We start from the raw sequence: 13348 nt of genomic DNA on the forward strand, positions 1-13348 counted from the left end.
CCCCCCGAAACAAGCCTGATCACCAAGCCTGTTGATCACTGTAGGGCGGAGCACGTTCGTCGTCGATGCTGGCTTTACGACCAATGACCTTTTGCAGGGTCAAGGATCGCTGTGTTCAGCGCTTCGCCGTCAGCGGATAGACCGACTCCAGCCATCGCCCAGTGCCTTGTACAACCCGACCATCGCCAGCGATACCCCGGTCGAACTCTCGACCCACTGCTGTTGTGTCGCCAGCAACTCGCCTTGCACGGTAAGAACGTTGACGAAATCCACCACGCCTTCCACGTACTGCTGTTGCGCGGTACTCAGGGCAATCTGGTTCTGGCGCACGGCTTCGGCGAGGCTGTCGCGGCGCAGCTGAGTGGCGTTGTAGGCGGTCAGTTGATCGTCGATTTCATGCCAGGCACGCAGCACGGTTTGCTGGTAGGCAATCGCGGCTTCCCGCTGTTGCGCCTCGCGCAAATTCAGGACACCGCGCAGGCGACCACCGTCGAACAACGGCAGGCTGAACTGCGGACCGATACCGAATGCCCGCGAGCCCCAGGAGCCAAAATCGCTCAGCTGCATCGCTTGTGAACTGAGGTTGCCCGACAGGGTGATGCGCGGATAGAAATCGCCCTTGGCCACCCCGATGTTCGCCGTGGCGGCATGCAGACGCGCTTCGGCCTGGCGAATGTCCGGGCGACGTTCGGCCAGTTCTGACGGCAGGCCGATGGCGACCTGACGCGGGGTTTGCGGCACCGGAGCGTCGGTGGATAACTCGGCGTGCAACGCTTGCGGCGGTTCGCCCATCAGCAGGCTCAGGGCATTGATCAGCTGCAATTGACGCTGCTGCAGGGCCGGCAAGCGCGACTCGATGGCGGCAACTTGCGCGGCAGCTTCGGCGACATCCAGGTCCGTGGCCACTCCGTCCGCCAAACGAAGCTGCGACAGTTTCAGGCTGTGGCGGGCGACGTCGAGGTTCTGCTCGGTGACCGCTCGCGTACTTTGCACGCCGCGCAGCTGAATGTAGTCCTGGGCGGTCTCGGCGAGAACAGACAGCAACACACCGCGCTGGTCGTTTTCCGCGACTTCGAGAGTGGCGTCGGCTGCTTCGGTTTCGCGGCGCACGCGACCCCAGAAATCCAGTTCCCAGGAAGCCGAGAAGCCCGCGTCCCACAAGTTGAAAGCGGAGTCGCCATTTTTACCCGAAGGGTCGCTCAAGCCTTTGCCGCTGTTGCGTTCACGCCCGTAGCTGCCCGTGGCGGCGGTATGCGGAAGGCGATCGGCGGTGATCACCTGGCGTGCGGCGCGACTTTGCTGCAGGCGGCTGCTGGCGAGTTTCAGGTCGAGGTTGTCGGTCAGTGCACGCTGGGTCAGGGCTGAGAGTTTTGGGTCGTGGAAAACCTCCCACCAGCGCTCGTCCATGGGCTCGGTAACGGCTTGGCTGGTGGCGGCCTTTTCGGGTTTCGACCATTCGGCGATTTGTTGGGCCTGGGGTTTGAGGAAGTCCGGGCCGACGGTGCAGGCGGTCAGACTCACGACAAACAAGGCACCGAATGTCAGTCGAGGCAGACGGCGTTCTCGCGAGCAGTCAACGAAGCTCTTCATCGCTGCGCAACCTCATGTTCAGCGGTATCAGCCGTATCAATCCGCGCCTCCACTGACATCCCCACCCGCAACCGCTCAGCCAAAGGCTGCCCCGGCTCCAGCACAATTTTCACCGGAACCCGTTGCACCACCTTGGTGAAGTTACCGGTCGCATTGTCCGGCTTGATCGAGGCGAAGGTCACTCCGGTGGCCGGCGCAATGCTTTCGACGCGACCGCGCAACGCTGCGCCGCCAAGGCTGTCGACACGCACCTGCACGCTCTGCCCCGCGTGTACGTTGGTGAGTTGGGTCTCCTGAAAGTTGGCGACCACATACGCCTGTGTCAGTGGCACCACCGCCAGCAGCTTGCTGCCCGGTACGACATACGCGCCGACGCGCACCGCACGCTCGCCGACCATGCCGTCCTGCGGCGCGGTGATGCGCGTGTAGGACAGCTCGAAGCTGGCGATTTCCAGCGCCGCTTGTGCGCGTTTCAAGCCACCGTCGGCAGCGTCACGCTGTGCCGTCAGAATCTCCACTTGCTTGCGTTCCGCCGCCAGCACCGCCGTGACGTTGGCCAACCGGGCGCTGGCCTGATCAATGCGCGTGCGCGCCTGCTGAGCGTTTTGCACGGTGCCCGCGCCGACACCGGCGAGGTGATCGTAGCGAGCCAATTCATGCTCGGCGAACGCCAGTTCAGCCTTGGCCGAGACGACCGAAGCTTGTGCCTGAGCAATCATCGAAGCTTGGCGCTCAAGGGTGGCGCGAGCGTTTTGCAACTGCGCCCGCGCCACCAGTGTTTCGGCGTCGGCAGCCTGGGCGGCGGCGCGCAAATCGCGGTCATCGATCAGCGCCAGCAATTGCCCGGCCTTGACCTGCTGATTGTCTTCCACCAGCACGTCCTTGATGAACCCGGCCACCCGCGGTACCACCAAGGTGAAGTCGGCGCTGACAAAGGCATCATTGGTGGTCTGTTGCGTGCGCTTGCCGAACATTCCAGGCGCGAGCAGATAAACCAGCACGCCGACCGCCACCAGGGCAGCAATGCCCACGGCCATTTTTTTCGTTGATTGAGTCGTCATAAAAACCTTCAGTGTCAGTGGAGCATTCATGTCGGTGCACGCGGCGGGAAGATCCGCGTTGGCAGCCAGAAAATCAGCAGAATCAGCGCCAGGGCGATGCCGCTCATGCACAGATAAAGGTCCGATGCGGTGAGCACCACGGCCTGCTCATGCAAGCGGTGGGCAAGACCCTGGACGTCGCTGTCGGCCAGCGGCGAGTTGCCGAGGCGGTCCACCAACATGGTCGAATGGAAGTGCAGCCGCGCCGTGGTCAGTGCGTCGATCAGCCCGGTGGCGATCACCGCCGACAGGCCCTTGACGGTGTTGAACCACGCCGAGGCGAACGGCCCTTCCATCGGGTGGATGCTGCCGGTCGCCAGCATCAACAGCGGCAACACCGCCATCGGTTGCCCGAAGATTTGCAGCAATTGCAGCACGTAGAAATCGTCGCGAATCCACTCCGACGTCAGCAGCGAACCGCCGATGCACGACAGCGCCAGCAGGCTCAGGCCGATGCCCAGCACCCAACGGCAATCGACCCATCGCAGGTTGCACAGCGCCGCCACCAGCGGCAACGCGATCAACTGTGGCAGCGCCGCCAGCAGCGTGATCGGCGCAGTCTGCACCGGCCGATAACCCTGGACCTGCGCGAGGTAACTGGACGGAATAATGATCACCGCCAGCAGGATCACCAGTACGCCAGCGAGGGTCAGCAAGGCGAACGACAGGTTGCGGATGCCGAGCATCTGCATCTTGAAAAACGGGATCGGTTGCGACCACTCGTTGATCAGGAACAGCACCAGCAACAGCATCCCGCCGCCAAGCAAGCCGCAGATCAGGCTCGACTCGAACCAGTCCAGGCGATTGCCCTGCAAGATGCCGATCACCAGCATGCAGATCGCCGGGAAACCCAACAGCAGTCCGCGCCAGTTGAAGTGCTTGAAACGCTCCAGACGCAATGGGTCCTGAGGTATGCCGTAAGCCACCGCCGCCATGGCGATCAGGCACGGCGCGATGATTTGCCAGAAGGTCCATTGCCAGCCGACATGCTCGGTCCACAACCCGGCCAGCGGCGTGCCGAGGCCGGGGCCGAATGTTGCCGTCAGGGCATAACCGGCGAGGCCATACACCTTCACGTTCGCCGGCAAAAAACGCAGCGCGACGGTCATCAGCATCGGCGGCAACGCGCCACCCGCCAGACCTTGCACGGTGCGCATCAGCAACAGGCTTTCGTAGTTCGGGGCAAATGGGCACAGCACGCCCAGCAAAGTAAACACGCTGATCGCGCAGAGGGTGAAGCGCCGCAACGACAAGGTCACCGCGCACCACGGCGCGAAGGCCGCCGCCGCCACCGACGTCGCCGCGTAACACGCGACCAGCCAGGTGCCTTCGTCGTAGCCGATGGAGAAGGCACCGCGAATATCGGCCAGGGCGACTTTGGTCACCATTTCGTTAAGGCCCGACACCAGCACCGCCAGCAACACGCCCACCAGACCGATGATGATCCGCGGGCCGAAGACCGGTGGTGTCACGGCGATTGGGCTGGCCGCGGCGAGAGGTGCCGGGACCGTGAGGGAAGTCATGAAGTGCAAGCTCCGGGATTGAATACCGGAACATTTTAAAAAGTGTGATACCTGACGAAAATCAACTTATTTACATTTTATAAGTGCGTATAACGCAACTATCAGAGCAAAGGTTGCGCGGCCTGCCAGGTCTCATCGCAACACGCCTTGAGCGTCTCGCGCATCCAACGATGGGCCGGGTCCTTGTCGAATCGCGGGTGCCAGGCTTGGGTCAGCATCAGGGTCGGCAAGGGGATCGGCAGCGTGAACGAACGCAGTTTCAAGCCCAGTCGCCCCACGCTCAGCAATGCTTCCTTGGGCACCGGTAGAATCAGGTCGGAATCGGGCAAGGCGAACATCGCCGCATGGAAACTCGGCGCAATCACCGCCACCCGCCGTTCCAGCCCCAGAGCGTTGAGCGCGGCATCGATCGGCCCCCGAGCGATCCCGCGCCGAGACATGCTGATATGGGAAAACCCGGCGTAGCGCTCGGCGGTGATTTCCTGGTCAAACAAAGGGTGATCTTCACGAGCCAGTCCGACGAAGTGTGTGGAGAAAAGGTTCTGCACTTTGACTTCCGGCATCACCGGCCGATTGTTGCTCACGTTTAAATCGATGCGGCCTTCACGCAACGCTTCGTCATCGCCATCGCCCTCCGGGACAAAGCGCAATTCGCAGTGCGGTGCCAGGCGCTCCATGGCGGCGAACAGCTTGCCGCCGTAGACGCCGACAAAGAAATCATTGGCGCGAATGCTGAAGCGTCGACGCAAACTGCCCAGCTCCACTTCATCGGCGGAGCGGAACAGCAACGCGGCCTGCTCCACCACATCCCGCACCTGCTCGCGCAGCGCCAGCGCCTTGGGCGTTGGCACCAGGCCGCGGCCGGCGCGCACCAGAATCGGATCGCCGATTGCCTCGCGGATGCGCGTTAGCGTGCGACTCATGGCCGCCGGACTGAGGTTCATTCGCCGCGCGGCACCCACCACGCTGCCTTCGTCGAGCAAGGCATCGAGGGCGACCAGAAGATTCATGTCCGGGAGTTGCATGCTGAGCACTCGTGACTGAACTGGATTGATTCAGACGCAATGCTAACAGATCAAAAGATGCACGCGATTTATCTGAACTAGCGCTGCATCCCCCACCGCTTCACCGTCATCCGCTCCAACGTGTCGAACACCAGGTTCTCCACCAGCAACCCGATCAGGATCACCACTGCCAACCCGGCAAACACTTTGTCGGTGTACAGCTCATTACGATTCTGAAAGATGTACCAGCCCAACCCACCCTTGCCACTGGTGGCGCCAAATACCAATTCAGCCGCGATCAACGTACGCCAGGCAAACGCCCAGCCGATTTTCAGCCCGGCAAGAATCGACGGCAGTGCGGCCGGAATCAGGATGAACAGCACAAAGCGCATGCCCTTCAGCCCGTAATTGCGCCCGGCCATGCGCAGGGTTTCCGAGACGCCGAGGAACCCGGCATAGGTGTTCAACGCCAAGGCCCACAGCACCGAATGCACCAGCACGAAAATAAGGCTGTTCTGCCCCAGGCCAAACCACAACAACGCCAGTGGCAGCAGGGCAATCGCCGGCAGTGGGTTGAACATCGAGGTCAACGTGCTCAGCAGATCGCGACCGAACTGCGTTGACACTGCCAAGGTGGTCAGCGCGAATGCCAAAACGATGCCAATCAGGTAACCCTTGAGCAGCACCACCAGAGAGATCCACACCTTGCTCAGCAATTCGCCGCTAAGCAGGCCGTCGTAAAGCGCGCTGCTGGTTTGCAGAAAACTCGGCAGCAGCAAGTCGTTGTTCTGAATGCGCGCCACCACTTCCCACAGCACCGCGAGCAAAATCAGAATCAGGCTTTTGCGCACCCAGCCCTGTTGCCACAGACGCTGCCCGAGCGGTAATTCACGTTCCAGCGGCACGCTGGTGAGCGGCTGCAAATCGGTTTCAAATTCTTCACGCGCGGATGATAACTGGCTCATCGGGGCTCTCCTCTCAACGGCTCAGTAAGCGATGCGAATGTCGGCGAAATCCAGCTCGCGCTCGGTTTCCGGCGACTGACCTTCATCGAACAGCAAGCGATGAATCCGCCGCGCCGATTCCTGAAACGCCACGCCGCCGAGACTGTGCAGATCATATTGATGGCTGTGGACTTCGGCGCGCACCCGACCCGGATGCGGCGACAACAACAGGATGCGATTGCCCACCACCAGCGCTTCTTCGATGGAGTGCGTGACGAACAGCAGGGTGAAGCGCACCTCTTCCCAGAGCAGCAGCAATTCTTCCTGCATCTTGCGTCGGGTCAGCGCGTCGAGGGCGGCGAAGGGTTCGTCCATCAGCAGGATTTTCGGCTGCATCGCCAACGCGCGAGCAATGGCGACCCGGGCTTTCATGCCGCCGGACAAGGTGTGCGGATACGCATCGGCAAACGCCGTCAGCCCGACTTTTTCGAGGTAGTGCAGCGCGCGTTCTTCGGCCTCTTTGCGCTTGAGGGTTTTTGATGCCAGCAGCGGAAACATCACGTTCTGTTTGACGGTTTTCCACGGTGGCAGCTGATCGAACTCCTGGAACACCACGATCCGGTCCGGCCCTGGCGCGTCAACACGCTGGCCGAGCAGGCGGATTTCTCCTTCGACCGGCTGGATGAATCCGGCGGCGGCCTTGAGCAACGTCGACTTGCCGCAACCGGACGGCCCGAGCAAAACAAAACGGTCCGCCGGATCGATTTCAAAACTGACTTGGTGGGTGGCTCGCACCACACGCTGCGGCGTGCGGTATTCGAGGCTGACATTGTCGACCGACAGCAACGCCTGGGTTGCTGCGTTCGGTTTGCTGACCGTGTGGCCTTGCAAAGGGGCATTCATGTCGGTCAGCTCCCTTGCAGCGGTTTGGCATCCTGGAAGAAATAATCCTTCCACGAGTCCGGTTTGTTTTTGATCGCGCCGACGCGGTAGAGGAACTCGGCGAGCGGGTAGGTATTTTTCGGCGTGACGCTGAATTCGAACTGCGGGTTGTCGATGATTTTCAGCAACTCGGCGCGGTCGATTTTTGCCTTGGTCACGCGGATATACGTGTCAGCGGCGGCGCCTTTATCGTTCTGCGCAAACTGCGCGGCTTCGGTCAGCGCTTCGACGAATGCCTTGTAGGTTTTCGGGTTGTCGTTGCGGAATTTCTCGGTGGCGAACAGCACCGTCGGCGAGTTCGGGCCGAGCAGGTCGTACGTGTTGAGCACCACGTGTACGTTTGGGTTGGCCAACGCCTGATCCTGGAACGGCGGATTTGAGAAGTGCCCGGTCAGCTCGGTGCCGCCGGCAATCAGCGCCGCCGTAGCGTCCGGGTGCGGGAGCGCAATGGTGTACTTGTCGAGGCGATCGAATTCCTTGTCGCCCCACTGCTTGGCAGCGGCGTATTGCAGGAAGCGCGACTGCACCGAAACGCCCACCGCCGGCACCGCAATGCGGTCCTTCTCGGTGAAGTCGGCAATGGTTTTGACCTTGGGATTGTTGCTCACCAGGTAGTACGGGAAATTGCCGAGGGAGGCGACGGCTTTGACGTTTTGTTTACCGTGGGTACGGTCCCAGATAGTCAGCAGCGGGCCGACGCCGGCACCGGCAATGTCGATGGAACCGGAGAGCAACGCATCGTTGACCGCCGCGCCGCCGGACAGCTGCGTCCAGTCAACCTTGATGTCGATGCCTTCCTGTTTGCCGTACTTCTCGATCAGGTTCTGATCGCGCACCACGTTGAGCAACAGATAAACGATGCCGAATTGTTCGGCGATACGGATTTCACCTTCGGCGTGGGCCACAGTCGGCGCCGCCAGGCTGCCGGCGAGCAAGCTGAAACCCAGGCCGATGGCCGCGGCCAGCGGGGCAAATGGAAGACGTCTGGACATGGGTGTTTCTCCGACAAATCAGAAAGGCGCGTCGCCCTGGATGGTGGTGCGATACAACTTGCGGCGCAGATGGCTGGGGCATCCGGCGGCGAGGTGGATCAGCGAGCGGTTGTCCCAGAACACCAGGTCGTGGGGCTGCCACTGATGGCGGTAGATGTTTTGCGGCAACACGCTGTGGGCGTAGAGTTCGTCCAGCAGTTGCTTGCTTTCGTCGTCCGGTAAACCGACGATGCGGGTCGTAAAGCCTTCGCTGACGAATATCGCCTTGCGGCCGTTTTCCGGGTGAGTACGCACAATGGGATGAACGACTTCAGCGACCTGCGCCAGTTGTTCCGGCGTCAATGTCGGGCGCCAGTTGCCTTCGAATTTGGTCTCGCTGTAGCGTGCCGTGTAGGAGTGCGCCGCCGAGCGGCCTTCGACGGCCTTGCGCAGCGCGTCGGGCAGGTTGTCCCAGGCTTTGTGCATGTCGGCGAACAGCGTGTCGCCGCCTTCGGACGGCAATTCCTGAGCGTGCAGCATCGAGCCCAGGCTTGGCAGCTCTTTATAGGACAGGTCGGAGTGCCAGAACTTGCCGGCGTCACCGAGGCCGATGGATTGGCCATTCTCAATGATGTTGGAAACGATGAGAATTTCCGGGTGCCCGGCCAGCAGGAACTGCTTGAGCACGTGGATCTGCAACACGCCGAAACGGCGGCTGAATTCAATTTGTTGTTCAGGGGTAATGCGCTGGTTGCGGAACACCACCACGTGATGATCCAGGTGCGCGCGGTGGATGCGGGCGAAGTCCTGATCATTGATCGGGCGGGATAAGTCGAGACCGACGATTTCGGCCCCGACGGCGCCACTGAAGGGGCGGATGTCGAAAATTTGCGGCGCGACGCTTTGGCTTGCAGAGACAACAGACATTAATCACTCCCACGCACGGCACGCTCGAGGGTGCACGCGTCGATCAGAAACTCACGGAGGTCCCGTGTTGGTTCGTTTCGTGCGACGTGCCGAATGGTCGGCAAGTACGCAGTGAGTTGACTTTATAGATATAAGAATTGAAATTTAAATACCGTTAGCGAATAACCATATGGCTTATTTCGCCTATGCTGCTGACAGGATGACGCTGCTCAACTCGTGAGGGATGCTCCATGTTCTACGTGCAACGCAATGCAGACGGCCAATTGATGCGCGTGGAAGCCGAGGCATTCACCGGGGCCAGCGATACGCTGGACGCCGATCACCCGGACCTGCAGGAATGGTTTGCCAATGAAGTGATGGAAACCAGTCACAAACAATTGCAGCAGATCAAACAGCTCAAGCAACTGAAACAGAGCGACCTGGACATGATCCGGGTACTCGACGACTTGATTCAGGTGCTGACCGACAAGGGTGTGATCCGCGTGACCGATTTGCCGGCGGCGGCGCAAGCCAAGCTGATGGACCGGTCACAGGCCCGGGAGGCTTTGGGGGGGTTGAGTCATTTGGTGGATGACGATGATGCGGGGTTGATCTAGGCGTTTGGTTTTTGTCGTCTGTTCAAACGCCATCGCCGGCAAGCTGGCTCCCACAGGTTTCTGGTCGATCGTTTATTTGTGATCGACAATGATTCTTGTGGGAGCTGGCTTGCCAGCGATGGCGGCGTCACAGGCTAAACAACGATCACTGCCAAGGCTTCGGCTCCCCAAACAACCGCCCTTGCACGCCATAAATCCCCATCTCGCGAATGACCGACAATTCGCCTTCGGTCTCGACCCGCTCGGCAATCAGCGGCAGATCAATGCTGTGCGCCGCCCGCTGTATCGCCTCGATAAACAGGCGCTTGTCACTCTCCTGATCAATCGCGCGGATGTACACGCCGTCTATCTTCAAATACGCCAACCCGAGCCGCGCCAGGTTGCCGATCATGCTGAAACGCCCGCCAAAATGTTGCAGGCTCAGCGAGAAGCCGATTTCCCGCAGGCGCCGCGTCAGGTCTTCCAGCTTCGCTTGCTCGGGCAGTTGTTCCTCGCCGATTTCCAGGGTCAGGCGCGGGCCGAGGTTGGAGTGCGTGCGCAAAATATCGAAGACTTTGCCCAGTGCCTGCGGATTGGCCAGTGTCGCCGACGACAGGTTCAGCGCAAGCGATGCTTCATGGCCAGCCATTTGCTCGAGCACCCGCTCCAGCATCAGGCGATCGAGCCGCGCCGCCCAGCCGAAACGCTCAAGCCACGGCAGGAAGCGTCCCGCAGGAATCGCTTGGCCTTGATCGTCGATCAGGCGCGACAGCACTTTGTAATGCAGCACCAGCGTCGGGTCGTGACTGGCCACGACCGCCTGGAAATACAGCTCGAAGCGCCGCTGATTCAGCGCCTGATCAAGCAGGTTGTGCCAGGCATGATGATCATCGCCGACGTTCGTCGACGCCATGCGATCCAGGCACACCCACCGCGTATCGCCCTGGCCTTCCGCTTGCGCCAGCGCCTGATCCGCCAGGCCGAGCACCGCCTGCGCAGAGTCGCCAAACACGAATGGCACCAGCCCGATGTACGCCACGGCAGCCACATCGGTGGCGCCGGTTGCATGCAGGCTGGTCAGGGATGTGTCGAGGTTGTGCGCCAGTTGCAGCGCTTCAGCGTGGACCAATCCTGGTGCCAGCACGGCGAACTCGCCACCGCGGATCCGCGTGACCAGGTTCAGCGTTTCAGGGTGTTTGGCGCACTCGCGGGACAGTTGTTCACCGACCGCGATCAATAAATTGTCGGTGTGTTGACCGCCCAGGCGCTGGTTCAAACCTGCGAGGTCCTTGACCCGCAACAGCAACAGATAACCCGAACTCGCCTGTTCCGGATTGCTCACCCGCGCATTCAGCTGCATCTCGAAATAACGTCGGTTGGCCAACCCGGTCAAGCTGTCCTGATAGGACTCGTCACGCAATTTTTCACTGCGCTCGGCCTGTTCCTGAAACAGCGCCTTAAGCTTCTCGACCATCTGGTTCATGGCCTGCACCACGCGGCGTAATTCCGGGGTGCGCGGCAGGTCGGGCAGGCTGAGGAATTCGCGGCGGGCAATGGCGTGGGATTGCTGGACCATGTAGTCCAACGGTTTCAACTGCCGGCGCAGCAGCATCGCGCCCAGTGCCGCACTCACCGCGCCGCACAGCAACAACCAGCCGAGGCTGCCCAAGGCGCTCTGCCACAACTTGGCCAGCGCAAACATTGGATGGCTGACCACTTCGACCCGAGCCGCCTGTTCCCAGCCACGGCTGACAATCGCGTCGCCGCCCGCCGGCTCGAGGCCGATCAGTTTGACGAACCAGTCGGGCACATTGTTCACCGCAGGAATGCCGCTGCGCTCGACCAGCGTCTTGTCGTTCGACAGGTCTACCACGCGGATGCTCGCGTAATAACCGCTGTCGAAAATCGAGCTGACGAGCAATTCGACCATCGCCGGGTCGTCGATGTTCGGCGTCAACGACAGCGCCAGCGCCGTCGCGGCGTCCTGCGCGTGGGAGCGCAACTGGTTGACGTACTGGGTGCGGGAGCTCTCGAGGCTGACCATGAAGCTGCCAGTGAAGGCGACCACCAGGAACAGACAGATTGCGAGCAACAGTTGTTTGAACAAGGACATCTGAGCGCGTGCTCCTAGTTAATCGTCTCGATCGGAAAACCTTCCGCCTGCATTTTTTTCAACACATCCTGCCACCGGGACAAGCGTTTGGTGTCACTGACCTTCTTGTTGCCCTTGGCGCCCGGCAACCAAACCCCTTCGGCATTAAAAGCGTAGACCGGCAGCAGATCGGTTCGTTGGCTCGCAGGTTTGATTGTGTCGATCAAACTGTCGAGCACCAGCGGCACGGCTTCCGCGCTGGCGTAATACGTCAGCACCATGTGGGCGCGGTTCAGACTCAAAGCCTTGACGTACGTGATGCGCAGTTTATCGCTGGAAACGCCGAGGTGGCGCAGGCTGAAATACTTGGCGATGGCGTAGTCTTCGCAGTCACCGGCGCCTTTCCACAAGGCTTCAATCGGGGTTTCCCAGTAGTCGACCTGGTGCCACAGATCGATGTCCTCTTCGTAGCGCACCTGTTTATTGAAGAACAGGTTGACCACATTGAGCTGCTCCAGCTCGCTGAGCTGCTTCTGCGTGGCCAGCAAATGCTGCCAGGCATCAATGCGCTGCTGCCCTGCGCCCAATGGCCCGTACAATGCCTGCGCCTTACGGCTGATCTGGGAAAAATCCCAATCGGCATGCAGGCCGCCCGGCAAGGTACCGGCCAGCAGCAACGCGCAGCACAGCCAGCGCAAAGTCCGAGGGATCGCGAAACGTACCGCCAATGGGAGATTTCCAGTCAGGCAGGTGGAATCGATTGATGGTGAAGGTTAGCCGGTTAAAAGACAATGGCACAGTGAGATCACCCGCAGCGCGCTAGACTTTGAGGTGTAAGCCGCTCCTTCAGGCGCGTTTGACAACCTGCCGGGCAGTCACTAGTGTCCTCTTGGATCCAAATTTCTTCAGTCAATCAGGGTGCGTTGTAGTGACACAAAAGCCCAACCCTCTCAGCAGTATCAAGGTCAACGGGCCGATTCCCGCTCACCTGGCTCGCTCGGTCATCGAAGAAACCCTGCGCGCCGCCATTCTCGACGGTCGAATTCCTTGCGGTACCGCCCTGCGGCAGCAAGACCTGGCCGACCTGTTCGGGGTCAGCCGCATGCCGGTGCGTGAAGCGTTGCGCCAACTCGAAGCGCAAACACTGCTCAATGTGGTCGCCCATAAAGGTGCGGTAGTCGCGCCGCTGGTTCAGGGAGATGCCGCTGAAACGTACGAGTTGCGGATCCTCCTGGAATCCGAAGCACTGCGCCGGTCGATCCCTTTGCTCACTGAGGAAGATTTCGAGCAGGCAGCCCGCTACATCGACGAACTGGAAACGCAACACGATTACACCGAGATCGGCCGACTCAACCGTCTCTTCCACATGGTGCTCTATAGCAAAGCGCCTAATCGCCGGCTGTTGAGGCTGATCGAAGACGGGTTGAACGAAGAAGAACGCTTTTTGCGCTTTAACCTGGAAGCCATGGGCTTGGGCCAACTGTCCCAGGACGATCACCGGGCTTTGTTGCGTGCGGCGCAAGACCGAGACGTCGAGCTCACGATCCAGCTGCTCGAACATCACCTCAATCGCGGCGTCGAGGTCATTACCCGCTACCTTGCAAGCCCGGAAGCAAAAAGCCGGAAACCCTCGAAATAATTCGTGGCTGCAGGCCTGAACGAGCAGATTGACCTGCTCGT

At 60.6% G+C, this 13348-nt stretch carries 11 protein-coding genes and 1 pseudogene; 2 read left to right on the top strand and 10 right to left on the bottom strand.

Features of this window, described 5'->3' with window-relative positions; translation table 11 throughout:
• Positions 1-115 precede the first annotated feature (115 nt).
• The 8 genes and pseudogenes from ACYZT4_RS20290 to ACYZT4_RS20325 form a co-directional block, all read right to left on the bottom strand.
• Positions 116-1590, bottom strand: a pseudogene (locus tag ACYZT4_RS20290) (efflux transporter outer membrane subunit).
• The gene (locus ACYZT4_RS20295) at positions 1587-2651 is read right to left on the bottom strand and encodes an HlyD family secretion protein (RefSeq protein WP_461982648.1); all 1065 of its coding nucleotides are present in this window, start codon (positions 2649-2651) and stop codon (positions 1587-1589) included. The pseudogene ACYZT4_RS20290 and the gene ACYZT4_RS20295 overlap by 4 nt, the downstream one beginning before the upstream one ends.
• Positions 2652-2677: 26 nt before the next feature.
• Positions 2678-4213, bottom strand: coding sequence for an MFS transporter (locus ACYZT4_RS20300; RefSeq protein ID WP_461982650.1), 1536 nt, complete (start codon positions 4211-4213; stop codon positions 2678-2680).
• 101 nt (positions 4214-4314) lie between these two features.
• Entirely contained in the window at positions 4315-5238 is a 924-nt protein-coding gene (locus tag ACYZT4_RS20305; protein WP_461982652.1) for a LysR family transcriptional regulator, read from the bottom strand.
• Positions 5239-5315: 77 nt separating this feature from the next.
• Positions 5316-6182 carry an ABC transporter permease gene (locus ACYZT4_RS20310; protein ID WP_461982654.1) on the bottom strand — a complete coding sequence of 289 codons (867 nt, stop codon included), beginning with the start codon at positions 6180-6182 and terminating at the stop codon, positions 5316-5318.
• Positions 6183-6203: 21 nt separating this feature from the next.
• Positions 6204-7064, bottom strand: coding sequence for an ABC transporter ATP-binding protein (locus ACYZT4_RS20315; protein ID WP_461982656.1), 861 nt, complete (start codon positions 7062-7064; stop codon positions 6204-6206).
• A 5-nt stretch (positions 7065-7069) separates the two neighbouring features.
• Complete coding sequence (locus tag ACYZT4_RS20320; protein ID WP_461982658.1) at positions 7070-8095, bottom strand: ABC transporter substrate-binding protein; 1026 nt, start codon at positions 8093-8095, stop codon at positions 7070-7072.
• An 18-nt stretch (positions 8096-8113) separates the two neighbouring features.
• Positions 8114-9001 (bottom strand): TauD/TfdA dioxygenase family protein, encoded by an 888-nt coding sequence (locus tag ACYZT4_RS20325; RefSeq protein ID WP_461982659.1) that lies wholly within the window; start codon positions 8999-9001, stop codon positions 8114-8116.
• Positions 9002-9231: 230 nt separating this feature from the next.
• Here ACYZT4_RS20325 and ACYZT4_RS20330 point away from each other — a divergent pair, with 230 nt between their 5' ends.
• The gene (locus tag ACYZT4_RS20330; RefSeq protein ID WP_461982661.1) at positions 9232-9597 is read left to right on the top strand and encodes a tryptophan synthase subunit beta; all 366 of its coding nucleotides are present in this window, start codon (positions 9232-9234) and stop codon (positions 9595-9597) included.
• Between the two features lie 145 nt (positions 9598-9742).
• Here ACYZT4_RS20330 and lapD read toward each other — a convergent pair whose 3' ends face one another.
• Complete coding sequence (gene lapD, locus ACYZT4_RS20335; RefSeq protein ID WP_461982662.1) at positions 9743-11689, bottom strand: cyclic di-GMP receptor LapD; 1947 nt, start codon at positions 11687-11689, stop codon at positions 9743-9745.
• A 14-nt stretch (positions 11690-11703) separates the two neighbouring features.
• The gene (lapG, locus tag ACYZT4_RS20340) at positions 11704-12396 is read right to left on the bottom strand and encodes a cysteine protease LapG (RefSeq protein WP_461982663.1); all 693 of its coding nucleotides are present in this window, start codon (positions 12394-12396) and stop codon (positions 11704-11706) included.
• Between the two features lie 200 nt (positions 12397-12596).
• Between lapG and ACYZT4_RS20345 the strand changes: the two genes are divergently transcribed.
• Positions 12597-13307 (top strand): GntR family transcriptional regulator, encoded by a 711-nt coding sequence (locus tag ACYZT4_RS20345; protein ID WP_461982664.1) that lies wholly within the window; start codon positions 12597-12599, stop codon positions 13305-13307.
• The last annotated feature ends 41 nt before the right edge of the window (positions 13308-13348 follow it).

This window comes from Pseudomonas sp. GB2N2, from assembly GCF_054897705.1.